A 24,273-nucleotide genomic window follows, 5' to 3' on the forward strand; every position below is an offset into this window, starting at 1 on the left:
CTGCCAGTCCAAGCGTGACCGCAAGCCGTCGCTCTCCGGCATCAACCGGCGCGGAAGCAAGGACAGCCGGCTGCGCTAGCGTAAAGAGCCGCTCAGGCCACCGCCGCCTCGACCAGATCGAGGAAGCCGTCCGGGTCGATCGGCTTTGACACGAAGGCATGAGCGCCCTTCGACATCATCTGCTCGCGTTCCGAATCGTTCGGGAAAGCGGTGATTACAATGAACGGCCCGGACCATCCCAGCCGTATCAGCTCGAGCTGAAGCGCCTTGCCGTCCATACCCTCCATGTGGAGGTCGGATATGATGCAGCAGAACTCGTCGAGCACCCCGCGGTCGATCAGGTCGCCACCGTAGGAGAACCTCTCGCTCTCGAGCCCCGCCGATCGGAGCAGGCTCGCTATGCTGCCGCTCACGCCGGGATCGTCGTCGACGATCGCTACCAGTTGGGAATCAGACAAGACGGAACTCCAAACCCGGGCCGGATGGGCCCTCTGTCCACTGTAGATGAACCCTGATGGCCAGCGTAACCATCATACGGAAATATGGGGTCTTACCCGTAACGATGTATCGACTCGTCTCGGACGCCGAGGATCTCGGCCATCCGGACCAGATCGGCCAGCGACTGCGCCTCCATCTTCCTCATCACGTTGCCGCGGTGGATCTTCACCGTGATCTCGCTGAGTTCCAGCCGGGCAGCGACCTGCTTGTTCATGAGGCCGGTGACGACGAGGCCGAAGACGTCCTTCTCACGCGGCGTGAGGCGGTCGAAGGTCGCCTTCAGCGTGAGGGCGCCCACAGCCTCGGCGCGCTGCGCCCGGTCGACCTCAAGCGCGCGACCGACCGCCTCCAGCAGCTGGTCCTCGTGGAACGGCTTCGGCAGGAAATCGATCGCGCCGGCACGCATGCCGCGCACGGTCATGGGGATGTCGCCGTGCCCGGTGATCAGGATCACCGGCGTCGAGATGCCATGCGACGCGAGCCGCTCCTGGAAATCGAGACCGCTCTCGCCGGAGAGGCGGATGTCGAGGACAAGGCAGGAGGGCACTTGGGGTGCGCCCACCACCAGGAACTCGGCAGGCGCCTCGTAGAGCCGCACATCGTAGCCCTCCGCGCGAAGGAGGCTGCCGACGGAGCCACGCACCTCCTCGTCGTCGTCGATCACGCACACGCAGTCCGCCGCACCCAAACCCGTCACGCCGCGATCCTCTCTTCGCCCCCGGCGATCGGCAGCCGGAAGGTGAAGGACGCCCCACCCCGCTCGTTACCGCTCGCGGTCAGCCTGCCGCCGTGCGTCTCGATGATCGAGCGGCATATCGACAGGCCCATTCCCATGCCCTCCTGCTTGGTCGTGAAGAACGGCCGGAACAGGCTCTCAGGCTCGGCATCTCCGAAGCCGTTCCCGCAGTCGCTGACCTCGACGACCACTTGATCGTCCCGCACACTGCCATCGATGCAGAGCTCGCGGTCGGCCGACGGCGTTCCCGCCATCGCCTGCTGCGCGTTCATCATGAGGTTGAGCAGGACCTGCTGTAGCTGCACGCGATCGCCGAGAACGGCGGGCAGGTCTGCATCCAGGCTGACGTTCATCCGCACGCCGCTGGCGATCATGTCGCGCTGAACCAGTTCGGTCGTCTCCTGAACGAGCGGCGATATCCTCACGGCTTCTCGACGCGGATCTCCCTTGCGTGCCAGATCGCGAATCCGAGCGATAACATCCGCAGCGCGCTTTCCGTTGATCGAGATGTGGTCAAGACAGTCCGCGGTCTCCGGGGCCTCCTGCGCCTCGCGCCTCAGCCACCGCTGCCCGGACTTCGCATAGGTGATGATGGCCGACAGCGGCTGGTTGACCTCGTGCGCGATGGAGGCGGCAAGCTGGCCGAGCGTCGTCACGCGGGACATGTGCGTCAGCTCCGCCTGCGCCTCGGCGAGACGCTCCAGATCGCGGTTGCGTTGGGTCATGTCGAGCGCGGTGACCAGCACACGGCTCCAGCCGGCGTGGTCGGGGGGCAGCGTCACGCGCAGCACCACGTCGATCAGGTCGCCCGAGGTGGTGCGGAACTGCATCTCCTCCTCGATCGGGGCCTCGCCGCGCAGGAGCCGCTCGAAGATCCGGGCCTGCGCGGCCTGCGCGCTTATGGTGTAGTGTTCGATGATGTTCGCGCCGACCAGTTCGGACCGGTCGACGTAGCCGAATAGACGCGCCACCTCCTGGTTGGCACTCCTGATGATCGCGGCACCGCCCGCACGCCTGACCAGGTCGAGGCTCGGGGCTTCGCCTGACTTGAGGAGCCGGTAGGCGGGCGACCAGTCGCTCTCCCAGATCGGAAAGCCGGAGGCATCGAAGATCATTCGATAGCGCTCGTCCGAATTACGGCGCTCTTCCGCCGCGGTGATCTGCCGTGCGCTGAGGGCCGCCGTCGTCGCGATCGCGACGAGGCTGACGGCGAGGCGCATCGTCGGCGAACCGATCTCGTCCATCCCGTGGCTGATGACGTAGCCGATGACGGCCATCGTGCCGCAGAGCGCGCCAACCGCGAAGACGAGCGTCCGGCGATTCTGGCGCGCCGCGACCATCACGACCACGACGTAGAGGACCGCGACCGCCCCCTGCAGCGGGCTGAGGACATCGAGCGCGAAGATGCCGAGCGCGAGCAGCAGCGCCATGGCGAGCCTCGTCATCTCCGCCCAGCCACCGGATATCGCAGCCCTTCCCATACCAGCCTCCCGCGACCGCACCATCGGGCCGCTCGGAAACAAGCTGGCTCAGGTGCGAGCCGCTCGCAACCGCTATCGGATACGGAAATCTTCGTCACGGGCGGAACGTCATCCGGAAACGCGTGCCGGGCCGGGCATCCTCGATCGTCGCCGATCCCCGGAGCTTCGTGACCGTCGCATCGATCAGGCGGCTGCCAAGGCCTGGTATGGCTTTTCCGGCAAGGCGTCCCCGTCCGCGGTCTTCGACGATGAAGAGCAGCGACCCGTCCTGTTCCTGTGAAAGCGAGACGAAGATGCCACCCCGCTCATCCGCCGAATAGGCGTGCTCGCAGGCGTTCGTGACCAGCTCGGTGGCGAGAATACCGATCGAGGTAGCTACGCCGCTCGCCACCAGTACCGGATCGGCATTGACGAGCAACGTGCGGTGTTCGGGGCAGCTGTCGGCGAGCTGCTCCCCGAGATCGTCGAGATAGGCGCCGAGATCCACCTCTCCGCACCCACCCTTGTAGAGCTGCCGGTGGACACCGCCGACCGCCGCGATGCGCTGCTGGGTGCGCTGGAGGACGGCGAGCCCTTCGGGATCCGTGACGTTCCGCGCCTCGACCGAGATAAGGGCCGCGAGCAGCTGCAGGTGGTTGGCCACCCGGTGGTTCGCCTCGTCGGCGGCGCTTGGCGCCGCGAGCGGCGGAAGGACCGCGAACGGCGGCAGCATCTCTTGAGCCATCATCATGTCTTTCTCGCCCCATCCTGAATTCGATGAAACCATTTGCGGGAAGAGGTAGGGTGCGATCCATCATACGGAGGTTTGGGGCGCCGGGCCGCCCGCACCCGAAACCTCCGTATGGGTGGTCGCGGGCGGGGCGCGCTGGGATAAGCGCACCAGGACAAGTGCTCGCCGACGCTTCTGCGGCCCGCACGAGAGGAGGACGGCGTGAGCACGATCGAGACGCGCGAGAGCCAGATGTTTCCCGTGTTGACCCAGCCGCAGATCGACAGCGCGCGCCGGTTCGCCAGCGGGCCGGAACGCCGCTTCGCGCCGGGCGAGACGCTATACGACATCGGAAGCAGCGGCGCGCCCGCGTGGCTCGTGCTCGAAGGCGCGGTCGACGTCTCCCGACGCGACGGCCTCAGCCGCGACGCGAGGATCACAACGCACGGCCGCGGCCAGTTCTCCGGCGAGGTCAACCAGCTCGCCGGACGGCCATCGATCGCGGCCGGCCGAGCGGGGCCCGACGGCTGCACCGCTCTGCCCTTCGATGCCGCGCACCTGCGCGCGCTGATGATCGGGTCCGCCGATCTGGGCGAGATCGTCATGCGCGCGCTCATCCTTCGCCGCGTCAGCCTGATCGAGGAGGGTGGCGCCGGCACGATCATCATCGGCGTTCCGAACAGCCCCGACGTCCTGCGCCTGCAGAACTTCCTCAGCCGCAGCGGCCTGCCAAACCTCGTGCTAGACGTGCGCTCCAACGAGGATGGCCGTGATCTCGTCGAGCGCACCGGCGTGCTGCCCGAGGATCTGCCCCTCGTCGTCTGCCCGAGCGGGCCGCTGCTGCGCCGGCCGAGCGACGAGGATCTGGCCGCATGCCTCGGCATCGTGCCCGACATCGATCCCGACAAGGTGTTCGACGTAGCGGTCGTCGGCGCCGGCCCTGCCGGCCTCGCCACCGCGGTCTATGCGGCATCGGAGGGTCTCTCGGTTATCGTCGTCGACGCGCGGGCGATGGGTGGCCAGGCCGGCGCCTCCGCCCGCATCGAGAACTATCTCGGCTTCCCGACCGGCATCTCCGGGCAGGCGCTCGCCGGCCGCGCGTTCAACCAGGCGCTCAAGTTCGGCGCCGAGATCGCTATCCCCGTCGCGGTCGACCGGATGGAATGCGAGGGGCCGCATCCAGTGCTGTTCTGCGCCGGCAACCGGCGCATCCAATCGCGTTCCGTGGTGATCGCCTCCGGCGCCCGTTACCGCAGGCCCGACGTGCCTCATCTGAAGGATCTTGAGGGGGCGGGCATCTCGTACTGGGTCTCCGCGATCGAGGCGAAGCTGTGTGCCGGCGAGGAGGTGGTGCTGATCGGTGGCGGCAACTCGGCCGGCCAGGCCATCGTCTTCCTCGCCCCGCAGGTGAAGCGGCTGCACCTGATGGTCCGCCGGGACCTCAGGGAGACGATGTCGCAGTATCTGATAGACCGCATCGCATCGCTGCCGAACGTCGAGATCCATGTCGGCACGGAGATCGTCGGCGTCGAGGGTGACAGGAAAGATGGCCTGTCCGCCGCGACATTCGCGGACAGCGCGACCGGCGAGCGCCGACGCTACGCGATCCGGCACCTGTTCCTGTTCATCGGCGCAGACCCCAATGCCGACTGGGCGCGCGACTGCGTCGAGACCGACAGCCGGGGCTTCGTCGTGACGGGCGGCGGCGCACTCTCACTGGAAACCAGCCTCCCCGGGGTTTTCGCCATCGGCGACGTGCGGGCGGGATCGACCAAGCGCGTCGCAGCCGCCGTCGGCGAGGGAGCGGCGGCCGTCGCGCAGATCCACGCCAAGCTGGCCGAAAGCGCGACCTCGCCGACCGCCATCATCCCCACGCCGACGAAGGAGAATGCATGATGCCATGCTCGCACATGAGGACGATCCACGAGGTGACACCGAGCGCCCGCGGTTGCGAGGAATGTCTGAAGATCGGCAGCGAGTGGCTGCATCTGCGCCTGTGTCGCGAGTGCGGTCACGTCGGCTGCTGCGACCAGTCGCCGCACCGCCACGCACGTGCCCACTTCCACGAGACGGGGCATCCGATCATCGAGGGCTACGACCCGCCGGAAGGCTGGGGCTGGTGCTACGTGGACGACATCGAGGTCGATCTGCCCGACCAGACCGAGCAGATCGGACCGATCCCGCGCTACTATTGAGCGAGCCGCCCTTCAAAGTTCGCGTCCAGCGCCGGCCATATCCTGATGGCAAGCGTCGCGAGATGCTCCCCACGCTCCTGGATGTCAGCCTCCGCCCACTGGGTACGGCGGACGAACCACTTGTTGAGTAAAAGGCCGGTGTGCTCGGCGAACTTCGACGAGCGCCGCTCCAGAGGGAGCCCGTGATTGAAGCTGACGGCGCTCGTCCTTGATGGTCGCGCCACGCGCGGGATAGGTCTTGGCGGCGGACGCCGGGTAGCCCTCGCCAGGGTCACGGTCTGTGGCACGTAGACAACTTTGTTGCCCAGACTGCAAAGATGAAATCGAAGAGAAGCATGAAGCTGGTCGATCATGCGAAGGTTTGCGCCAAACCTTGGTGGCAGCGTCCGTGCCCTCATCCAGATCTCACACGAAAAGGAGGAGGCCACAGGCCCCCTCCCCGATCAGCGATGATCCTGGATCAGCTGCGCACGAACGCGAGCAAGTCCGGGTTGATCACATCGGCGTGCGTGGTCAGCATGCCGTGCGGATAGCCTTCGTAGATCTTGAGCGTGCTGTTTTTCAGCAGCTTGGCCTGAAGGACCGAGGCGTCCTTATAAGGGACGATCTGATCGTCATCGCCCTGCAGGACGAGCGTGGGCACGCTGATCGCCTTCAGATCCTCGGTCTGGTCGGTCTCGGAGAAGGCCTTGATCCCTTCGAGATGCGCCAGCGCGCTGCCGACCATACCCTGGCGCCACCAGTTGCGTATCACGCCCTCGGACACCTTTGCGCCGTCGCGGTTGAAACCGTAGAAGGGCCCGGAGGCGACATCGAGAAAGAACTGGGCGCGGTTCGCGGCGAGTGCCGCCCGGAAACCGTCGAACACCTCGATGGGCGTGCCGTTCGGGTTGCCTTCGGTCTTGACCATCAGCGGCGGGACGGCGCTGACCAGGACGGCCTTGGCGACACGACCCTGCGGCTCGCCATACTTGGCGACGTAGCGGGCCACCTCGCCGCCACCGGTAGAATGGCCGATGTGGACCGCGTTCTTCAGGTCCAGCGCCTCGGCGACCGCGTTGGCGTCGGAGGCGTAGTGATCCATGTCGTGGCCGGTCGAGATCTGCGAGGAGCGGCCATGGCCGCGGCGGTCACTGGCGACGACGCGGTAGCCGTTGGCCACGAAGAAGATCATCTGCGCGTCCCAGTCGTCCGAAGACAGCGGCCAGCCGTGGTGGAAGACGATCGGCTGGGCGTCCTTGGGGCCCCAGTCCTTGTAGAAGATCTCCGCACCGTCCGTTGTCGTGATGTAGCCCATGTCTTCCTCCATCCATGCCGGCGGCCTGGGATGGCCCGTCGAACGAGGATGGATATCGGCGCTTCGGGATGGATTCGGTATTATACGGAGGTTGGGGGCTTACTGACCCCCGCCGCGAGGTCGGTTCGGCACCTTGTTATGGTTTCGGCAAACCTGTGGCTGGGTGCCCCTATCCTCCGCATCAGCCCCGATCCAGATCCCGACTTCCCTTTCCAGCGCGCGATCGACCGCGCGATCGGCGAGGCGCGGTCAGGATTCCCTCACCGGATCGACGTCGTTCACCCGCTCCAAGATGAGCGGATCGAGCGGCGTCACCGGCAGCGGCGGCACGCTCTCCGGCGCGATGCCGAACACTGCCGCCAGCACGTCGGTGGAGACCGACGTCGTCGACGCCCGGTAGCCGATGTCTGCGGGCATCGCCTGGTCGAAGAACACCAGGAAATGGATGTCCTCGTCCGCGATCACCTCGATATGGTGTGGATACGACTTGGGGATGAAGTAGGTGTCGCCCGGCTCCAGCTGGTAGGTGTCGACGCTGCCGTCGGGGTCGAGGATCGACATGCGCGCCCGCCCCTTGTGCACATATCCCATCTCCGCTGTCCCCGGGTGCCAGTGCGGCTCGCGCATCCCGTTCTCGGGGATGTCGATGGCATACATCGCCAGGCTGCGCAGCGCCGGCCAGAACTGCGACCGGGCAACCCGCGCCGTCCCATAGGGATGGTCGATCAGCGGCGTCGCCGCCTCGACGCCGAACTTGTGCGGATCGGGCAGCGCCGCCGAGGGCGGCACGACCGCCGGCGCCACGCGCCGCACCAGCATGGGCGAGCCCGTCTCGCGGCGCAGCACGGAAAAGTCGCTCGCGGGCAGCGTGAAGGTGTTGCCGAGCACCGCGTCGGTCATCGCGCCGAACGCGCCGTGCAGGGAGAACTCCTCCGGCTTCTCGTGGCTGAAGACGATGATCAGCTCGGCCTCGCCGTCGCCGACGTTCTCGATCGTATGGAGCGATCCAGTGGTGACGTGGAACATCTCCCCCGCCCCGATGGTGAACGAGCCGAACACGTCGCCGGTGTCGAGCAGCGACACCAGCACCTCACCCGACACACAATAGGCCAGCTCGTCGGCGTTGGCGTGCCAGTGCGGTTCGCGGACGACACCCGGCGCAAGCACCAGCCGGCGCATCGACATCCCGCGCAGCAGCGGGAAGTTTCCGGCGTCGACGCCGCGCACGGAGCCGAGATCGCCTTCGTAGCTGATGTCGGAGCGGATCAGCGAGCGGACGTGGCGTGACGTGGACATCGGACATTCCCTTCCAATCGGACGGCGCGCCGGGTCGGCCCACCTGACTGGCCCTGAAGCTGACGCGACCGATCAAAGCGCGCCATTCACACGAAGATATGCCCAACCTTCGTTTGGGTTGGCCCGCCCGCCTTCGATCCATAGCTGTTGGTTCAGCCGACGAGGCGACCGGTGCGCGGTCGCGGATCGCCGGCATGGGGATGCCGGGAGACACGCAATGCGGACCATTACGATCATGATGGTGACGGCCACGGCCGCCGCGTCGCTACTGACCGGCTGCGCTGCCTCCGCGCCGCAGGCCCGGAACGAGTGCCCGGATCCGTGGGCAGTCGCGCCGCCCTCGGTCGCGGACGCCGCCTACATGGAGGGCCTGACCGACCGCCTGGCAGGCCCCGACCGCGAGAACACGATTGTGCAGGCCATCGGCGAGGTCCACCGCCGCGCGCCGCAGGCCGGCAACGACACGATCACCAACATCCTGATCGCCGCCGACTGCCCCAACGTCGCGCGCAAGCCCGACCACAGCGAGGCGGCGGAACGCGACAGGATCGCGGGCTTCCGCGCGCAGGTTGACCAGATACTCGCGCAGTAGCACTTGGGGCGGTCCGCCATCTTCTTCCGGCAGAAGGCGGGCGAGAAGCTCCATCCCGCAAGCCAGTTCCCCACGTCTCGCCCGTCAACCGCTGAAACTCCTTCGATTTTCAGCGAGACAGCCCGGTCGCCGACGAGCGCGGTCATCATCCGCCGCCTGCACGGACACGACCGCCGGCCGGCCCTAATGGATCAGGAGATGGCCCTGCGCGGGCTTTCGGCGGAGCGTTGCGATGCGCCGGCGTCATCCGTGACGCCGAACACACCTTTGACGACATCATGGCGGGCAGCGTCGCCAAGCTGAGCAAGTTCTCGGCAAGAAGGGCGGCAAGGCCGCGTCGAGGAAGCAGGTTTCGCCGAATCTCGCCGGCCACGTACAGACGCGCGATATCCGCTGCGCCGCCCGAGCATCTTACCGGCTTGGCTGCCTCCAAGGCGCGCGGAGGTCTTCTCGCCGTCCGGGATGGCGGATTTCATGGTGAAGTCGCCCGACGGCGGTTCAATCGACTAGATCGTGATGTCGGGTGCGCGATCCGACCTCACCGAGGTCGTCACTGACGGTCTCTAATCCTGCTGATCGTGCCGAGCCTCGGGTGCCCGCTATTGGCAGGGAATGGTGGAGCCGAGGGGGATCGAACCCCTGACCTTCGCAATGCCATTGCGACGCTCTCCCAGCTGAGCTACGGCCCCATTTCCGTCCGGGAAGCGCCCCCTAGCCGGGCGCTGCGGGCTTGGCAAGCGGCTGATTTAGCCGCCTGCCGAAATCCGTCAATTCTCGTCTTCGTCGCTTGACGTTTCCACGCCAAGATCATCGTCACCGCCAAGATCGACCTCGTCGTCGGCCGAGGGTTCTTCGTCCTCGCCCGTGTCGATATCGACGTCATCGTCATCGGCCAGATCGCTATCGACCGGGCCCTTTTCAGGCTTGGCCGCCTCGAACGGAAGCGGTTGCTTCGATTTCAGAATAGGCTCCGGTTCCCAGGCATAGCCACAGCTGATGCAGGTTACGGGTTCGTCCTTGGTGAGGTCATAGAAACGCGTCGCGCATTTCGGGCACGTACGCTTCGTGCCCCATTCCGGCTTGATCATGCCGTGCAAAACCTTTCGGATGGGTGTTTCAACAGGCCATTACCTGCGAAGTGGGGCGCGCCTTGCCATAGCACAACCCGGCTGGCAAGGCCGCGCGAACATGACCCATGCAGCTTCCCAGCCCATTACCATCCTTCGCGCCCCCGCCCTGCGCGGCAGGATCCGTGTTCCCGGCGACAAATCGATCAGTCACCGCGCGCTGATGCTTTCCGCACTGGCAGTGGGTGAAAGCCGGGTCGAGGGATTGCTGGAAGGCGAAGATGTGCTCGCCACCGCCGCCGCGATGCGCGCGATGGGCGCCGACATAGCGCGCGACGAAAACGGGATCTGGCGCATCCACGGCGTCGGCGTTGGCGGGTTGCTGCAACCGCAGACGGCGCTCGACATGGGCAATTCCGGCACCTCTACCCGGCTGCTGATGGGGCTGGTCGCCAGTCATCCCATCACCGTGACCTTCATCGGCGATGCATCGCTTTCAGCCCGGCCGATGAAGCGGGTGATCGATCCGCTATCCAGAATGGGCGCGGATTTCACCGCGTCTCCGGGAGACCGTCTGCCCCTGATGCTGCGGGGCCTCTCCCCCGCCGTTCCGATCAGCTACACTCTCCCGGTCGCATCCGCGCAGGTAAAATCCGCGATCCTTCTGGCAGGTTTGAACGCGCCGGGAATCACCCGCGTAATCGAGCCGGTGGCGACCCGCGATCACAGCGAACGAATGCTCGCCGGCTTCGGCGCTCTGCTGAATGTGGAGCACGCGCCCGAGGGACGCGTCATCTCGATCACGGGCGAAGCGGAGTTGAAGCCGCAATCGATCGTTGTGCCGGGAGATCCCTCCTCGGCCGCATTCTGGCTGGTCGCAGCGTCGATCGTGCCGGGAAGTGACATCGTCGTCGAGAATGTCGGCATGAACCCGACTCGCAGCGGCATCGTTACCGCGCTCCGCCTGATGGGAGCAGATATTACCGAGGTCGATGCGCGCATCGTCGGCGGGGAGCCGGTTGCGGACCTGCGAATCCGCCACGCGCCGCTGACGGGCATCGAGGTGCCCCCCGAACTCGCGCCGTCGATGATCGACGAATATCCCGCACTTTTCGTCGCTGCCGCCTTCGCCAGCGGTCGCACCATCGCGCGGGGTGCGGACGAGTTGCGGGTGAAGGAATCCGATCGCATCGAGACGATGAGGGTCGCGCTGGAGGCGAACGGTGTCTCGCTGGTCGAGCATGAGGACGGGCTTTCCATCGACGGCAGCGGCGGTGAGCCGATTGCGGGGGGCGCTCGCGTCGCCTCGAAACTGGATCACCGCATCGCAATGAGCATGGTCGTCGCTGGACTTCACGCGCGCTCACCAATGATGATCGATGATGCGGCTCCGGTCAGGACGAGTTTCCCGACCTTTTTCGAGCTGCTCGAATCGCTCGGGGGAAATGTGACGTGGAATTGATCGGCATGCGCGAGCAGCCTGCGCGACGAGGCGGTCGCCCATGATTATAGCGGTCGATGGGCCAGCGGCATCGGGCAAAGGGACCCTCGCGCGCGCACTGGCACGACATTACCATCTGCCGCATCTCGATACCGGGCTACTCTATCGCGCGGTGGCGCTCACCGTGCTCCAGCTCGAGCTCGATCCCGGGAAAGAGGCCGATGCCGTCGCCGCCTGTGGATTCGACGACCTGACGCTGGGCGATCCAGCGCTCCGCGATGACGATATCGGCAAGCTCGCCTCCGTTGTTTCGGCGCATCCGCTGGTGCGCGCCGCGCTGCTCCAGCGCCAGAAGAGATTCGCGCACCAAGAGGGCGGCGCCGTGCTGGACGGGCGCGATATCGGCACGGTGATCGCGCCGGATGCGGATGCGAAACTGTTCGTGAAAGCAACGCCGACGATCCGCGCGCGCCGCCGTCATGCCGAGCTTCAATCGCATGGCTCAGCTGTGACGTTCGATCAGGTGCTGGCCGATATCCGCGCCCGCGATCAGCGCGACAGCACCCGCAGCGCGGCGCCACTCGTCCCCGCACCGGACGCCAGCCTGCTCGACACCAGCTTCCTGTCGATCGAAGCGGCGATCCAGAAAGCGATCTGCCTTGTGGAAGAACAACGCGCTCGCAAAGCGGCCAGAATCGCCTGAGCCTGACGGCGCTTTCGCTTGTGGATAACTGCCTGTTGCGCTAAGGCCCGCGCCGTCCGGCGGACTGGGGTTCGCGGAGGCGCGGCGCGGAGGTGACCCTCTCGTGCCCTTTTCGCATTTGCGTTTAGGCCCTCCCCGAGCCCGGTTCGATGGATGCTGCATCGGCATGGGGCCGGTGTGGCAGTGAAGGCCAAGACCAGCGGATTCAACCGCTTGGCCGGAAACGACCCAAGGAAAAAGATTTTTATGGCCTCAATGGCAACCCCAACCCGCGACGATTTCGCGGCGATGCTCGATGACATGTTCGGCGGCGCCGACAGCTTCGAGGGCCGCGTGGTGCATGGCACCGTCACCGGCATCGAAAACGACATGGCGATCATCGACGTCGGCCTCAAGAGCGAGGGCCGCGTGCCGCTGCGCGAATTCGCCGCCCCCGGTCAGAAGGCCGAGCTCAAGGTGGGCGACGAGGTCGAAGTCTATGTGGACCGCGTCGAGAATATGCACGGCGAAGCGATGCTGTCGCGCGATCGCGCGCGCCGCGAAGCCGCATGGGACACGCTGGAAACGGAATTTGCGAAGACCGCGCGGGTCGAGGGTGTGATTTTCGGCCGCGTCAAGGGCGGCTTCACAGTCGACCTGAACGGCGCCGTCGCGTTCCTGCCGGGGTCGCAGGTCGATATCCGCCCGGTGCGCGACGTGACGCCGCTGATGGACATTCCGCAGCCGTTCCAGATCCTGAAGATGGACCGCAAGCGCGGCAACATCGTCGTCTCGCGCCGCGCCGTGCTTGAAGAAACCCGCGCCGAGCAGCGTTCGGGCCTGATCCAGAGCCTCGCGGAAGGCCAGATCATCGAGGGCGTGGTGAAGAATATCACCGATTACGGCGCCTTCGTCGATCTGGGCGGCATCGACGGCCTGCTGCACGTCACCGACCTCAGCTACAAGCGGGTCGCGCATCCGAGCGAGATGATCAACATCGGCGATACCGTCCGTGTGCAGATCATCCGCATCAACAAGGACACGCAGCGTATCTCGCTGGGCATGAAGCAGCTTGAGAGCGATCCGTGGGATGGCGCGGGCGCGAAATATCCGGTCGGCGCGAAGCTTTCCGGTCGCGTCACGAACATCACCGAATATGGTGCGTTCGTTGAATTGGAAGCCGGCATCGAGGGCCTGGTCCACGTCAGCGAGATGTCCTGGACCAAGAAGAACGTCCATCCTGGCAAGATCGTCTCGACCAGCCAGGAAGTCGATGTCGTCGTCCTCGAGGTCGATGAGGACAAGCGCCGCATCAGCCTCGGCCTGAAGCAGGCGCAGGCCAATCCGTGGGAGGCATTCGCTGCCGCTCACCCGATCGGCTCGACCGTCGAGGGCGAAGTCAAGAACGCGACCGAATTCGGCCTGTTCGTCGGCCTCGACAACGATGTCGACGGCATGGTCCACATGTCCGACATCGCATGGGGCGTGTCTGGCGAGGACGCGCTGGCGCTGCATCGCAAGGGCGAGATGGTCACCGCGATCGTGCTTGACATCGATCCCGAGAAGGAACGCATCTCGCTTGGCATGAAGCAGCTCGAGCGTGGCGGGCCGGTCACCGGCGCGGCGACGGCGGGCGATCGTCTGCAGAAGAACGCGATTGTCACCGTCACCATCCTCGAAGTTCGCGACGCGGGCCTTGAGGTGCAGGCGGGCGACGATGGCGCGACCGGCTTCATCAAGCGCACCGATCTTGGCCGTGACCGCGACGAGCAGCGTCCTGAGCGCTTCCAGGTCGGCCAGAAGTTTGATGCGATGGTGATCGGGTTCGATCGTTCGAAGAAGCCGACCTTCTCGGTCAAGGCCATGCAGATCGCTGAAGAGAAGCAGGCCGTGGCGCAGTATGGCTCGTCCGATTCGGGCGCGTCGCTGGGCGACATCCTTGGCGAGGCCCTGAAGGCGCGCGAAACCAAGAACTGATATCGCAGAACCGGGCAGGAAAATTTCCTGCCCGGTTCTCGATACGGCACAAAATTTCACCCGATTGTCGTTTCGATCCTATTCCGATCGGCAGTTTTCGGTATTATTGCTCTCAGCCGAGCCCGCAATTCGCGGCGCATCGTGCAAGAGGTTGCAGAATGATCCGCTCCGAACTCGTCCAGCAGCTTGCCGAGACCAATCCCGAGCTTTCATTGCGTGACGTGGAGGCGATCGTTTCCACCTTTTTCGATGAAATCGTGCGCCGGCTGGCGGAAAACGGCCGGGTCGAGCTGCGCGGTTTCGGCGCCTTTTCCACCCGTGCCCGCGATGCACGCACCGGCCGTAACCCGCGCACTGGCGAGCTGGTGGAAGTGGATGCGAAACGCGTTCCTTATTTCAAGCCGGGCAAGGAAATGCGCGCCAGGCTCAACGTCGCTTGACGTTCGGCTCCAGGTAGCCTTCACGTCGCGTGCGATGCGCGGACGTGGCGGAATCGGTAGACGCTGGAGACTTAAAATCTTCTGCCAATGGCGTGCGGGTTCGAGTCCCGCCGTCCGCACCATCGCGTGCGCCTCATTGGCGCTGCTCGCCGGTTGCGACCGACGGCCGGATATCGGCCCCGTGGTCGCGAGTATCATCGGAAACGCGCCGGAATTACGCGACGCGAGCCGCGGCGAAAGCACCGCCAGCGACAGGGTTCTTGCCGACTCGATCGCGCAAGGGTTGGTCCGCTTCGATGCGGCGGGGCAAATCGAACCCGGCGTCGCCGAGCGGTGGATCGTCACAGACGAGGGCAAGACCTACATCTTCCGCCTGCGCAACACGCAATGGTCTGACGGTCGCACAGTCACCGCCCGGGAGGTGGTGGCGATCCTGAAACGTCAGATTGCGGCGGGATCGCGCAATCCCCTGAAGCCGTATCTCACCGCGATCGAATCGATCGTGGAGATGACGCCGCAGATCATCCAGATCGAACTTTCCTACCCTCGCCCGGATCTCTTGAAGATTTTCGCCCAGCCCGAACTTGCGCTCATGCGGCCACGCGCGCCAGCCGGGACCGGGCCGTTCCGTATCGCCCGGCAAAGCCGGTATTCGATGGTGCTCACGCCAGTGCGTGATCTCGATCGTTCGCCTGATCAGGAGCAGGAGCGTACACCGGAAGACAATGTACGATTGATCGGCGAATCGGCGGCGCGCGCGATCATCCGCTATGGCGCGCGCGAATCCGATCTGGTGACCGGCGGTACGATCCGCGATTGGCCGTTACTGCAATCCGCCGGCATCGCCCCAACCAATGTCCGCCTGGATAACGCCGCCGGATTGTTCGGGCTGTCGATCGCGCGCCGCGACGGGTTTCTGGCGACGACCGAGAACCGTGCGGCTCTCGCCGCCGCGATCGATCGTGGTGCGCTTGTCGCTGCCTTCTCGGCGGACTGGGCACCAACCGAACAATTGCTTCCCGATCAGCTCGATTCGGCAGCCGTTCCGGTGATGTCGGAATGGGTCGCGCAGGATCTGGAAAGCCGGCGCAAACAGGCGCTGGCCAGCGTCGCAGCATGGCGACGCGTCAATCCGGGGCCGCTGCGGCTGCGGATCGCGCTGCCCGACGGCCCGGGCGGCACGATCCTGTGGGGCCGGATCGGCTCGGACTTGCTGGCGATCGGCATCCAGCCCGAGCGTGTAGCGGCCGATGATGGTTCGGCCGATCTCCGCCTGATCGACGCGGTGGCACCTTATGACAGCGCCAGATGGTATCTGGCGCTTGCCTGCGCGCCCTGCGGTGATGCCGCACGCCAGGCCGTGGAAGCAGCCCGCGTCGCCCCCACACTCGCGGCGCGCGGCGAGGCGCTTGCGGCGGCAGACGCGGCGGTGGCCGCTGACATACCCTTCATCCCGATCGCCCGCCCGTTGCGCTGGTCGCTCGTGTCGTTGCGGCTGCGACAATGGCAGCCGAACCCGCGCGCATGGCACCCGTTGAACCATTTGCGCCCCGTCCCCAAGTGATGCGGCATGAACCCGCGCACCGTCCGCATCGACCCCACCCTTATCGAGCGCCTGCCGCTCACCCGTGACCCATCCCATGTCCGCCAGCGGCTGGAGGCGATGGAGAAGCTGCTCGAGGGGTTATTCGTCATACCGGGCATCAACCGGCGCGTTGGGCTCGACGCAATTCTGGGGCTGGTGCCGGTGGCGGGCGATCTCGTAGCCGCCGCGCTGGGCGCGTGGATTGTGTGGGAAGCGCGCAATCTCGGCATGAGCCGCTTCCAGCTCGCGCGGATGAGCGGTCGCGTCGGCTTCGACGCCTTGCTGGGAATGGTGCCGCTGGTTGGCGACGCGGCGGACTTTTTCTACCGATCGAACACGCGCAATCTAAAGCAGATCAGGCGCCATCTGGACAAGCACCATCCCTCGACGGCCACGATCGAGGGGTAAGTTCGCGGTCAATACAGCAGGAACTCTCGTCTGGCATCCGCCCACGATCGTTCATCGGGCAAAGTAAGCGCATCAAGATCATTGGCCACGGATCCGGCATCATCTACCCAGGCACGCAATGCAGGGCCGCCATTTATGACGTCGATCGCCAATTTGCCGAACTCATACTCGTACGGAAAGTTGCGCCACAGGTCATAGTCGGGCTGCAACCGCCGGATCGCCTTGAAGCCAAGGGCTTGCAGGCGCCACGGACGGAAGGCGGCATGATCGTATCCGGTGCCTTCGGCATGGATGAATACGCCAGCGCAAAGCTGACCGACATGCTTGTGGAAGGTCGGCTGGAACCAGAAATCGCGCAAGGTGCAGCCGGCGAGCCATCCCGGCGCCAGCGCCCGCATCTCCGCGATGACGGCTCGCGCATCGATATCGGGAGCGCCGAACAGCTCCAGCGGGCGCGTGGTTCCTCTGCCCTCGCTGAGCGTGGTGCCCTCCAGCATCACCGTGCCGGCATAGGCGCGCGCCATATTGACGTTGGCGGCATTGGGGCTGGGATTGATCCACACCCGATCGGTCGGCCAGCCATAACCCGGCGCCTCACCCGGCCGCCAACCGTCCATCTCGATCACGCGATAATCGACGTCGAGGCGAAAATGATCGATGAACCAGCGCCCCATCTCGCCGAGCGTCAGGCCGTGGCGCATCGGCATCGGCCCGGCGCCGACGAAGCTTTCCCAGCCGGAGCGCAGCATTAGCCCCTCGACCGGGCGCCCCGCGGGATTGGGGCGGTCAAGCACCCACACCGACTTGCCATGCTCGGCCGCCGCCTCGAGCACGTAGAGCAAGGTGGTGACGAAGGTGTAGATGCGGCATCCGACGTCCTGAAGATCGACCAGCATCACGTCGAAGGTGCTCATGGACTGCCCGCTGGGCCGCCGGACCTCGCCATAGAGGCTGAACACCGGCATCCCATATGTCGGATCGGTGAAGTCCGGCGACTCCATCATGTTATCCTGCAGATCGCCGCGCACGCCGTGCTGCGGCCCGAACACCGCACTCACTTCCACTCCTGCTGCGATCAACGCATCCAGGCTGTGCGTCAGATCGGCGGTGACGGAGGCGGGGTGCGCGAGCAAGGCAACGCGCTTCCCCTTCAACGGCGCGCGGAGGCTCGCGTCGGCGAGCAGTCGATCGATACCGAATTTCATGGCCGCTCAGGTGCCGGGAGCCGGGCAACAAAGCAATCGTCGTGGTGAAAATCGGGCGGCCCGGGCGGATGCGCGAGCGACCAGAAGGAGCGCCGCCCGCCCGCCTCCTCGATCACCGCGGTCAGCGCCATTCTCATCGGGACGGGAGGCAAGTCGGCAAGGTCGCATCTTACCGAAATCTCGGTTCCTGCGCGTTCGACATGCGGCTCGATCGCTCGCGCCAAATCGCCAGCGCCCGCGCGATACGCCGCGAACGCATAGGCCGCCCACCGGCCGGAGGGAGAAAAATTGAACTCGACATAGCCGGTCCCGCACTCGGGCCGGAGGAACAATTCGAAGCAGGTTGTCTTCCACAGATCGTCAGCGCGTTGCGGTATGGCGACATTGGGCCAGACGATCTGCCCTCCCCCCTCGACGCGATACATCAGCTCGAGTTCGTGACTTCCGGCGACGGCAACGCTCACGCCGCGCACCGCGAGCGGGGGGAAATCCGGGTGGGGGATCAGGGTGTGAATCGGCATATCCGCTGCACCCTATGAAAAGCGTGCGCGAGTCGCTATGTGGCGCCCTTTCCTATGGCTACCAAACTCCCCTCCCCGTCCCGCGTGGGCATGGTTTCGCTCGGCTGTCCGAAGAATCTTGTCGATAGCGAACGGATCCTGACCCAGCTTCGCGCGGACGGATATCAGATGTCGCCCGACTATGCCGGGGCGGACGTGGTGCTTGTCAACACCTGCGGCTTCCTCGATTCGGCCAAAGAGGAAAGCCTCGAGGCGATCGGCGAGGCGATCGCGGAAAACGGTCGCGTCATCGTCACCGGCTGCATGGGCAAGGAAGCGGAAATGATCCGCGCGCGTTTTCCGAACGTGCTCGCGATCACCGGGGCTCACGAATATGAGCAGGTGGTGGAGGCGGTGCATGAAGCTGCACCGGCGAGCATCTCGCCTTATGTCGATCTGATTCCGGACGCCGGGCTAAAGCTCACGCCGCGCCACTACAGCTATCTGAAGATTTCGGAAGGATGCAATCACCGCTGCTCCTTCTGCATCATCCCGTCGCTCCGCGGCGATCTCGTCAGCCGCCGGCCAGATGCGATCCTGCGCGAGGCGGAGAAGCTGGTCGCGGCCGGCACCAAGGAACTTCTGGTCATCAGCCAGGATACGTCGGCCTATGGCGTGGATCTTCGCCACAAAGCATGGCCGTGGAAAGGGGCGGAGGTTCGCTCGCACATGACCGATCTCGCCCGCGAGCTTGGCCGGATAGCACCGTGGGTACGCCTGCACTACGTCTATCCCTATCCGCACGTCGACCAGGTTATCCCGCTGATGGCCGACGGGCTGGTGCTCCCGTATCTCGACATACCTTTCCAGCACGCGAGCCGCGCGGTGCTGAAGGCGATGAAGCGGCCCGCCAACGAGGCCAAGGTGCTGGAACGGATCCGCTCATGGCGCGAGATCTGCCCCGATATCGCGATCCGCTCGACGTTCGTGGTCGGCTTCCCCGGCGAGACCGAGGACGATTTCCGTTACCTGCTCGACTGGCTGGACGAGGCGCAGCTCGATCGCGTCGGTGCGTTCCGCTTCGAGCCGGTCGAGGGCGCCGCTGCCAATACGCTCCCCGATCCTGTTCCCGAAACGGTGAAGGAAGAGCGCTACGCCCGGATAATGGAAAAGACCGCCGCCATTTCCGCCGCGAAGCTACAGGCCAAGATCGGCCGAACGATGGACGTCATCATCGACGCGGTGGGCGAAGACGGCGCGACCGGGCGCTCCTATGCCGACGCGCCGGATATCGATGGCGAAGTCCATCTGCGCGACGCCGGGCATCTCGCTATCGGCGATATCGTAAGCGTTGCGATCGAGGATGCGGACGAGCACGATCTGTTCGGCGCCCCGGCCGGAGCCGAGGGGCAACTGCACGCTTGACCGCTTTGGCGGCGCTGCTAATAGGCCCCCTCGCTTCGGCGACAAGCGCCCTGGGGCGGAGTAGCTCAGCTGGTTAGAGCAGCGGAATCATAATCCGCGTGTCGGGGGTTCAAGTCCCTCCTCCGCTACCAATTCACAGTTTCGCGCCCATGGTATCAGCATCCAGGCTGCTCGCGCGCGTGTGCCCAGCGCCATCGGTCATGAAACCAGCCCTGCGATCGGCGTTGCATGACAATCCACTGATGTCCCGAATTCTTACGGACTTGACGATCGACGAGGGTCTGACACAGGCCAGTTCTCGCATATAAGTGAGCGGCTGCTCCGCCAGCGATGCCTGAAACGGGTCTCGTACTTGAGTGATGCATTGATCGTCGCGATGGTTCATCCAGACCCATTATCAGCTAGGCCGCGTCTTGGACTTTCTTAAACGCCACTCCTCACCCGCCCAAAACGAGTCCGGAGGCACCGGGGCCAGATTCGCTCTTCGCCGCGTCCTGGGGATGCCCTTTGGGCTGGCGGTGGTGCTGGGTGGCAGTATCGGATCGGGCATCCTCCGCACGCCCGGTCCGGTAGCCGCCGCCCTGCCGAATCCGCGTCTGCTGATTCTATTATGGCTATTTGGCGGCGTACTGGCGTTCATCGAGGCACTGCCACTGATCGAACTGGCGACCGCGCTGCCGCGCACAGGCGGCGCGATCGTCTATGTCGAGCGAGCGTTTGGGCATATCGCGGGTACGCTGGCCGGCTGGTGCAGCTGGCTGCAATGCGTGATCTCGCTCGCGTTCATGGCGGTCGTGTTCGCAGAATTCGCTCAGCGGCTCGGCACCCATGCGCCCGTCGGGCTGATGGCGGTCGGATTGATCGTCACCATCACCGCGCTCAACCTCTCCGACACGCGCACCAGCGGGTGGGGGCAGATGATCGGAGCGGTGGTGAAGCTTTTAGGGCTGCTCGCGCTGATCGCGCTGCTGTTTGCCGTCCCGCCAGCGCCGCAGGTTTCGCATCCGCCCGGGTCTGCACTGTCCCTTGGCGGCGCGGTGATCGCGCTTCTGCTGGTCAACAACACCTATCAGGGCTGGAGCGCGCTCGTGCCTTTTGTGGAGGAGATGCGCGATCCGACGCGAACGATGGCACGCGCGATGTTTGTCGGGCTCGCGATCATTACCGTCATCTATGTCGGGATGAACGTCGCGCTGCTGCGCGCTTTGCCGTTCGCGACGCTGGCGCATTCGACGTTGCCCGCCGGCGACGCGATGGCGCGGGTGGTAGGGCCGCTTGCGGATCGGGTGATTACCGCACTCTCCCTGATTTCGGTGGTCGCAATCGCCAACCTCACCACGATGCTGCCAGCACGCATCCTGTTGGCCATGGCACGCGCGCGATCCGCTCCGGCCGTGTTCGGGCGGATCGGAAGCAATGGTTCGCCTTACGCCGCGACATTGGCGGTGGGATTAGTCGCGGGGGTTCTGGCATCGAGCGGTGCGTATATCGCGCTTAACGCAATGTACGCGCCGCTGGCGATCCTGACGACCATCGCTGTGATGCTGGCTGCATGGCGGCTGCGCCGTACGGAGCCGACACTGCCGCGGCCGGTGCGTATGCCCGGCCATCCTGTGCCAGTGGTCGTCGCGCTGACCGTGAATATCGCGATGCTGGTCGCGTTCGTCGCGACTTCGCCGTTGGAGGCGCTGGGTTCAGTCGGACTGGTCGCACTCGGTATGCCGTTGCTCCTTTTGAGCCAACGCAAACAATCCGGGGGCTAGGCGCCGCCGGGCCGGTGACCGAGCAGCAGGCGTACGAGATCGGCCTGGCGATGCGTGCCGGTCTTTGCGAAGATCGTGCCGAGTTGCGCGCGTACGGTGTGTATCGAGACGTCGATGCGCTCTGCCACCTCGCGGATGCTCAGGCCATCGGCGATGGCCATTGCCACGCGCGCCTCGGCAGCGGTGAGACGGAAGCGATTGCGCAGATCCAGCTCCCGGGTCGGTGCTGCCTTCTCGACGACGGGATCGAATGCCGACAGCAGAACGAACGGCTCGCTCGAATGCGCGGCCATGCTCCGCGGCCCCAATGGAATCGTGCGCAACCCGATCGATACGGCGCCCGGCACCGGGCTGAGGAATATCGGCGCTCCGCTGTCTTGCGCCAGCGCGGCGGCTTGCAGCAAGCTTTGCAATCGCGCGTTCTGCGCATCATCCGGTATCGCGAGCCGGTCGTTCACCAGGCGCAGGATTCCGCTGTCGAAAAGCCGCCGTTCCGCCGCCGCCGTCATCCGTCGCACACGGAGGTCTCGATCGAGGAAAATCAACGCCTGATCGGTCGAGGCCAGCAGAATATCGAGTTGATCGAGCGCTGCCTGATCGATCTTCAGGCGACGTGCCGTCCGCAGCGCCTGCATGATGTGCGTCTGATAGCGTCGCGCCCGGGCTACCTCGCTGGACTGGAAGGCTCCGCGGGCTTCCCGCCGCGCCAGGCTCAGATTGGACACGACCGTATCGTCAAGGCCCAGCCTGATCATCATGCTGTGCTCGGCGCGGATGGGCCGGAGAAATTCGTTGAAATATGGCGTGGCGCGCAACACGTCGCGATCAAGCCATTCGCCGTCGCGCAGGATGGTCGGTTTCCAATTGGCGATATAGGCGATCGGGTCTTCCACCATATGGAGCGGATTACGGGTCGACCATTGTTCGATATACTCGTCCCATACCGCCGTATCCTGACGTATCGGCAGGCCGGTGCCGCCGTGGGAAACGATATCCAGCTTCGTCATGACGGCAGAATCGGCGCCGATCTCGTCATTCAGCCGTTCGATGACCTCCACCCACAGCGTCGGGTTGAACGGCGTATCATGAATTAGATCGATAAGGCTCGATGGGTCGTGCGTGGGCATGGCGGCGCACTCGTCGAATAATGTAGCCGACCATTTACAAGAGAATGTGGCACTTGCCCATTGTATCGCGAAACAAAATTCCAGCGTCCCGTTTTGGGGCGTCATGCCGAAAATCTCGCGCCTTAGTGCAAACGGCTGATGCGCGCCAACTCTCGCCGGGCTTAACCCCTTATTAACGTTTCGATCCCGCTCGGGCTGGCGCTTCCCGTCGCCTCCCGGGCAGATCGCTGATATCGAAGGGGAAAGCGATGAGTTCGTTCACCGTCCGGCGGCTTGCACTCGCCACCACCGCACTGGCGCTGACCGGCGCACCTTATGCGCCTGCCAACGCTGCCCTGTGCACCTGGAGCGGCGGCGCGGGTGACTGGAGCAATGCCGCGAAATGGAGCTGCGGCGGCGTGCCCGGGAGCGGCGATTCGATCCACATCGACGGCCAGGGCAATCTCACCTCGGCGGTCAGCGTCACCAACACGCAGTATATCGGCAACGTCACGATCGACAGCGGCGATTCGCTCACGATCGCAAACGCAACGCTCGGCCTCTACAACAGCGCGTTCGTCAACAACGGCGCGGTGGTGATCGGATCCGGGAGCACGCTGGTCGGCTTAAGCGGCAGCACCGTATTTTCGGGCAGCGGCGCGATCACGCTGAACGACGTCGGCTCCGGCGCCTATCTGTATACGTCAAATGGCACCCAGATGACCTTTGGTGTTGGGCAGACCATAAGCGGCGCGGGCTATATCGGCCGCGATCAGGGCGTGACGATCAATAATGGCATCATCAACGCCAATGCTGCCGGTGCCTATGCATTGAATCTGGATGCGCAGGGCGGCAGCGGCGGCATCGGCGCGGGCAACGGCGTCGGCGCCAACGGCAGCAGTTCCTTCCTCAACACCGGGCTGCTCGAGGCGACCAATGGCGGCACGCTGAACTTCATTTCCGGGCTTTACGAGAACCAGGGCGCCGGGTCGATTCTCGCCAGCGGCGCCGGCTCCACCGTCGTCCTCGGCAACGACGTGCGCATCCTTGGCGGCACGATCACCGGCAGCAACGGCGGCGCGATCAATGCGCTCAGTGGCACCCAATATCTCGACAGCGTGACGCTAGGCGGCGGTACGACCTTTACGATCGCCAACGATGTCGTTCGTTTCGATAATACGCTGACCAATGGCGGCACGATAGCGATTGGCGCTTCCGCGCAATTGGTCGGTGAAAGCCCCGTGCTGACGATCGCCGGAGGAAACGTCACACTCGCCGGGAACAATTCCTATTTATACAATACCAACGGCACGAAGATGACGTTGACGAGCGGCACGGTGGTGAGTGGCGCGGGCTATGTCGGCCAGGATCAGGGCGTGATCGTCAACAACGGCACGATCAATGCCAATCTCAACGGCCAGACGCTCAATCTCGATGCCCAAGGCGGCAGCGGCGGGATCGGGATAAACAACGGCGTCGGCACGAACGGCAACAGCGCGTTCCTGAATACCGGCGTATTGGAGGCAACGGGCGGCGCGACCCTGAATTTCATCTCCGGGCTTTACGAGAATCAGGGTAATGGCGCGCTCCTCGCCAATGGCACTGGGTCGTCGATCCTGCTTTCCAATGACGTTCGCATCCTGGGCGGCACGATCACCGGCAGCGGTGGGGGCGCGGTCAATGCGCTCAGTGGCACGCAATATCTGCAGGGTGTGACCCTCGGAAGCGGGACGCCGTTTGCGATCTCGTCCGACGTGGTGCGTATCAGTGCGACCGCCGCCAACGGCGGCCTTGTCAACAACGGTACGATCACGATCAGCAACGGTGGCATTCTGGTGGGCGAAAGCGCCACCACGGCGCTCGCCGGAAC

Annotated in this window: 24 protein-coding genes and 3 tRNA genes; 14 read left to right on the top strand and 13 right to left on the bottom strand. The window is 65.0% G+C overall.

Translation table 11 applies throughout. The features are described from left to right. Nucleotides 1–92: 92 nt before the first annotated feature. The 4 genes from FFS35_RS17300 to FFS35_RS17315 form a co-directional block, all read right to left on the bottom strand. Nucleotides 93–458 carry a response regulator gene (locus FFS35_RS17300; RefSeq protein WP_171007670.1) on the bottom strand — a complete coding sequence of 122 codons (366 nt, stop codon included), beginning with the start codon at nucleotides 456–458 and terminating at the stop codon, nucleotides 93–95. Nucleotides 459–550: 92 nt separating this feature from the next. Then, entirely contained in the window at nucleotides 551–1,162 is a 612-nt protein-coding gene (locus tag FFS35_RS17305) for a response regulator (protein WP_349290334.1), read from the bottom strand. A 29-nt stretch (nucleotides 1,163–1,191) separates the two neighbouring features. Beyond that, the gene (locus FFS35_RS17310) at nucleotides 1,192–2,679 is read right to left on the bottom strand and encodes an ATP-binding protein (protein ID WP_171007671.1); all 1,488 of its coding nucleotides are present in this window, start codon (nucleotides 2,677–2,679) and stop codon (nucleotides 1,192–1,194) included. A 130-nt stretch (nucleotides 2,680–2,809) separates the two neighbouring features. Beyond that, entirely contained in the window at nucleotides 2,810–3,439 is a 630-nt protein-coding gene (locus FFS35_RS17315) for a sensor histidine kinase (protein ID WP_171007672.1), read from the bottom strand. A 207-nt stretch (nucleotides 3,440–3,646) separates the two neighbouring features. On the opposite strand from FFS35_RS17315, the gene FFS35_RS17320 reads away from it, so the two are divergent. Together FFS35_RS17320 and FFS35_RS17325 are read left to right on the top strand one after the other, a co-directional pair. Further along, nucleotides 3,647–5,320: an FAD-dependent oxidoreductase gene (locus FFS35_RS17320; RefSeq protein ID WP_137788139.1), complete on the top strand. Its 1,674-nt coding sequence runs from the start codon at nucleotides 3,647–3,649 to the stop codon at nucleotides 5,318–5,320. A gap of 14 nt (nucleotides 5,321–5,334) precedes the next feature. Next, on the top strand, nucleotides 5,335–5,619 hold the full coding sequence (locus FFS35_RS17325; RefSeq protein WP_249341714.1) for a UBP-type zinc finger domain-containing protein: 285 nt from the start codon (nucleotides 5,335–5,337) through the stop codon (nucleotides 5,617–5,619). On the opposite strand, the gene FFS35_RS17330 is transcribed toward FFS35_RS17325, so the two are convergent. From FFS35_RS17330 to FFS35_RS17340, 3 genes are all read right to left on the bottom strand, one after another. Beyond that, nucleotides 5,613–5,972, bottom strand: a complete 360-nt coding sequence (locus tag FFS35_RS17330; protein WP_137788141.1) for a hypothetical protein — start codon at nucleotides 5,970–5,972, stop codon at nucleotides 5,613–5,615. The two genes, FFS35_RS17325 and FFS35_RS17330, sit on opposite strands and share 7 nt — an antisense overlap. Before the next feature lie 107 nt (nucleotides 5,973–6,079). Next, entirely contained in the window at nucleotides 6,080–6,916 is an 837-nt protein-coding gene (locus FFS35_RS17335) for an alpha/beta hydrolase (RefSeq protein WP_137788142.1), read from the bottom strand. Nucleotides 6,917–7,165: 249 nt separating this feature from the next. Continuing rightward, the gene (locus FFS35_RS17340; RefSeq protein ID WP_137788143.1) at nucleotides 7,166–8,212 is read right to left on the bottom strand and encodes a cupin domain-containing protein; all 1,047 of its coding nucleotides are present in this window, start codon (nucleotides 8,210–8,212) and stop codon (nucleotides 7,166–7,168) included. 217 nt (nucleotides 8,213–8,429) lie between these two features. Here FFS35_RS17340 and FFS35_RS17345 point away from each other — a divergent pair, with 217 nt between their 5' ends. Then, on the top strand, nucleotides 8,430–8,804 hold the full coding sequence (locus FFS35_RS17345; RefSeq protein ID WP_137788144.1) for a hypothetical protein: 375 nt from the start codon (nucleotides 8,430–8,432) through the stop codon (nucleotides 8,802–8,804). A 613-nt stretch (nucleotides 8,805–9,417) separates the two neighbouring features. Here the strand turns inward: FFS35_RS17345 and FFS35_RS17350 are convergent. Then, a tRNA-Ala gene (locus tag FFS35_RS17350) sits at nucleotides 9,418–9,493 on the bottom strand. 78 nt (nucleotides 9,494–9,571) lie between these two features. Continuing rightward, nucleotides 9,572–9,892: an FYDLN acid domain-containing protein gene (locus FFS35_RS17355; RefSeq protein WP_137788145.1), complete on the bottom strand. Its 321-nt coding sequence runs from the start codon at nucleotides 9,890–9,892 to the stop codon at nucleotides 9,572–9,574. A 100-nt stretch (nucleotides 9,893–9,992) separates the two neighbouring features. Between FFS35_RS17355 and aroA the strand changes: the two genes are divergently transcribed. The 7 genes from aroA to FFS35_RS17390 all read left to right on the top strand — a co-directional run bounded on the left by aroA (nucleotide 9,993) and on the right by FFS35_RS17390 (nucleotide 16,404). Further along, entirely contained in the window at nucleotides 9,993–11,333 is a 1,341-nt protein-coding gene (gene aroA, locus FFS35_RS17360) for a 3-phosphoshikimate 1-carboxyvinyltransferase (protein WP_137788146.1), read from the top strand. Nucleotides 11,334–11,373: 40 nt separating this feature from the next. Continuing rightward, nucleotides 11,374–12,015, top strand: a complete 642-nt coding sequence (gene cmk, locus FFS35_RS17365; RefSeq protein WP_137788147.1) for a (d)CMP kinase — start codon at nucleotides 11,374–11,376, stop codon at nucleotides 12,013–12,015. Nucleotides 12,016–12,261: 246 nt separating this feature from the next. After that, nucleotides 12,262–13,971, top strand: a complete 1,710-nt coding sequence (rpsA, locus tag FFS35_RS17370; protein WP_137788148.1) for a 30S ribosomal protein S1 — start codon at nucleotides 12,262–12,264, stop codon at nucleotides 13,969–13,971. Between the two features lie 158 nt (nucleotides 13,972–14,129). Continuing rightward, nucleotides 14,130–14,411, top strand: coding sequence for an integration host factor subunit beta (locus FFS35_RS17375; RefSeq protein ID WP_137788149.1), 282 nt, complete (start codon nucleotides 14,130–14,132; stop codon nucleotides 14,409–14,411). 38 nt (nucleotides 14,412–14,449) lie between these two features. After that, nucleotides 14,450–14,533 (top strand) — tRNA-Leu (locus FFS35_RS17380). Between the two features lie 59 nt (nucleotides 14,534–14,592). Next, nucleotides 14,593–15,975 carry an ABC transporter substrate-binding protein gene (locus FFS35_RS17385; RefSeq protein WP_249341715.1) on the top strand — a complete coding sequence of 461 codons (1,383 nt, stop codon included), beginning with the start codon at nucleotides 14,593–14,595 and terminating at the stop codon, nucleotides 15,973–15,975. 6 nt (nucleotides 15,976–15,981) lie between these two features. Beyond that, nucleotides 15,982–16,404, top strand: coding sequence for a DUF4112 domain-containing protein (locus tag FFS35_RS17390; protein ID WP_137788150.1), 423 nt, complete (start codon nucleotides 15,982–15,984; stop codon nucleotides 16,402–16,404). An 8-nt stretch (nucleotides 16,405–16,412) separates the two neighbouring features. Here the strand turns inward: FFS35_RS17390 and FFS35_RS17395 are convergent, their stop codons facing one another. Together FFS35_RS17395 and FFS35_RS17400 are read right to left on the bottom strand one after the other, a co-directional pair. Further along, complete coding sequence (locus FFS35_RS17395) at nucleotides 16,413–17,609, bottom strand: DUF1343 domain-containing protein (RefSeq protein ID WP_137788151.1); 1,197 nt, start codon at nucleotides 17,607–17,609, stop codon at nucleotides 16,413–16,415. Next, entirely contained in the window at nucleotides 17,606–18,130 is a 525-nt protein-coding gene (locus tag FFS35_RS17400) for a hypothetical protein (RefSeq protein ID WP_137788152.1), read from the bottom strand. Before FFS35_RS17400 ends, FFS35_RS17395 begins: the two co-directional genes overlap by 4 nt. A 54-nt stretch (nucleotides 18,131–18,184) precedes the next feature. On the opposite strand from FFS35_RS17400, the gene rimO reads away from it, so the two are divergent. Both rimO and FFS35_RS17410 read left to right on the top strand, forming a co-directional pair. Then, nucleotides 18,185–19,534, top strand: a complete 1,350-nt coding sequence (gene rimO, locus FFS35_RS17405) for a 30S ribosomal protein S12 methylthiotransferase RimO (protein WP_137788153.1) — start codon at nucleotides 18,185–18,187, stop codon at nucleotides 19,532–19,534. A gap of 54 nt (nucleotides 19,535–19,588) precedes the next feature. Further along, a tRNA-Met gene (locus FFS35_RS17410) sits at nucleotides 19,589–19,665 on the top strand. Nucleotides 19,666–19,667: 2 nt separating this feature from the next. Here the strand turns inward: FFS35_RS17410 and FFS35_RS17415 are convergent. Further along, nucleotides 19,668–19,919 (bottom strand): hypothetical protein, encoded by a 252-nt coding sequence (locus FFS35_RS17415; protein WP_137788154.1) that lies wholly within the window; start codon nucleotides 19,917–19,919, stop codon nucleotides 19,668–19,670. Nucleotides 19,920–20,034: 115 nt separating this feature from the next. On the opposite strand from FFS35_RS17415, the gene FFS35_RS17420 reads away from it, so the two are divergent. Continuing rightward, nucleotides 20,035–21,297: an APC family permease gene (locus FFS35_RS17420; RefSeq protein ID WP_137788155.1), complete on the top strand. Its 1,263-nt coding sequence runs from the start codon at nucleotides 20,035–20,037 to the stop codon at nucleotides 21,295–21,297. Here the strand turns inward: FFS35_RS17420 and FFS35_RS17425 are convergent. Next, nucleotides 21,294–22,424: a helix-turn-helix transcriptional regulator gene (locus FFS35_RS17425; RefSeq protein WP_171007673.1), complete on the bottom strand. Its 1,131-nt coding sequence runs from the start codon at nucleotides 22,422–22,424 to the stop codon at nucleotides 21,294–21,296. The genes FFS35_RS17420 and FFS35_RS17425 overlap by 4 nt on opposite strands. 248 nt (nucleotides 22,425–22,672) lie before the next feature. On the opposite strand from FFS35_RS17425, the gene FFS35_RS17430 reads away from it, so the two are divergent. Beyond that, nucleotides 22,673–24,273 (top strand): hypothetical protein (locus FFS35_RS17430; RefSeq protein ID WP_137788157.1); only part of this gene is annotated, 1,601 nt, incomplete at its 3' end.

The organism is Sphingomonas sp. 3P27F8, from assembly GCF_005502745.1.
Classification (GTDB): domain Bacteria; phylum Pseudomonadota; class Alphaproteobacteria; order Sphingomonadales; family Sphingomonadaceae; genus Sphingomonas.

Excerpts from the sequence above, each read along its gene's own strand:
- FFS35_RS17335 (WP_137788142.1), bottom strand. The coding sequence starts at position 6,916 with ATGGGCTACATCACGACAACGGACGGTGCGGAGATCTTCTACAAGGAC.
- FFS35_RS17425 (WP_171007673.1), bottom strand. The coding sequence starts at position 22,424 with ATGCCCACGCACGACCCATCGAGCCTTATCGATCTAATTCATGATACG.
- FFS35_RS17420 (WP_137788155.1), top strand. The coding sequence starts at position 20,035 with ATGCCCTTTGGGCTGGCGGTGGTGCTGGGTGGCAGTATCGGATCGGGC.
- FFS35_RS17340 (WP_137788143.1), bottom strand. The coding sequence starts at position 8,212 with ATGTCCACGTCACGCCACGTCCGCTCGCTGATCCGCTCCGACATCAGC.
- rimO (WP_137788153.1), top strand. The coding sequence starts at position 18,185 with ATGGCTACCAAACTCCCCTCCCCGTCCCGCGTGGGCATGGTTTCGCTC.
- FFS35_RS17325 (WP_249341714.1), top strand. The coding sequence starts at position 5,335 with ATGAGGACGATCCACGAGGTGACACCGAGCGCCCGCGGTTGCGAGGAA.
- FFS35_RS17330 (WP_137788141.1), bottom strand. The coding sequence starts at position 5,972 with ATGATCGACCAGCTTCATGCTTCTCTTCGATTTCATCTTTGCAGTCTG.
- cmk (WP_137788147.1), top strand. The coding sequence starts at position 11,374 with ATGATTATAGCGGTCGATGGGCCAGCGGCATCGGGCAAAGGGACCCTC.
- FFS35_RS17415 (WP_137788154.1), bottom strand. The coding sequence starts at position 19,919 with ATGAACCATCGCGACGATCAATGCATCACTCAAGTACGAGACCCGTTT.
- FFS35_RS17390 (WP_137788150.1), top strand. The coding sequence starts at position 15,982 with ATGAACCCGCGCACCGTCCGCATCGACCCCACCCTTATCGAGCGCCTG.
- FFS35_RS17375 (WP_137788149.1), top strand. The coding sequence starts at position 14,130 with ATGATCCGCTCCGAACTCGTCCAGCAGCTTGCCGAGACCAATCCCGAG.
- FFS35_RS17345 (WP_137788144.1), top strand. The coding sequence starts at position 8,430 with ATGCGGACCATTACGATCATGATGGTGACGGCCACGGCCGCCGCGTCG.
- FFS35_RS17355 (WP_137788145.1), bottom strand. The coding sequence starts at position 9,892 with ATGATCAAGCCGGAATGGGGCACGAAGCGTACGTGCCCGAAATGCGCG.
- aroA (WP_137788146.1), top strand. The coding sequence starts at position 9,993 with ATGACCCATGCAGCTTCCCAGCCCATTACCATCCTTCGCGCCCCCGCC.
- FFS35_RS17400 (WP_137788152.1), bottom strand. The coding sequence starts at position 18,130 with ATGCCGATTCACACCCTGATCCCCCACCCGGATTTCCCCCCGCTCGCG.
- FFS35_RS17395 (WP_137788151.1), bottom strand. The coding sequence starts at position 17,609 with ATGAAATTCGGTATCGATCGACTGCTCGCCGACGCGAGCCTCCGCGCG.
- FFS35_RS17310 (WP_171007671.1), bottom strand. The coding sequence starts at position 2,679 with ATGACGAGGCTCGCCATGGCGCTGCTGCTCGCGCTCGGCATCTTCGCG.
- rpsA (WP_137788148.1), top strand. The coding sequence starts at position 12,262 with ATGGCCTCAATGGCAACCCCAACCCGCGACGATTTCGCGGCGATGCTC.
- FFS35_RS17315 (WP_171007672.1), bottom strand. The coding sequence starts at position 3,439 with ATGGCTCAAGAGATGCTGCCGCCGTTCGCGGTCCTTCCGCCGCTCGCG.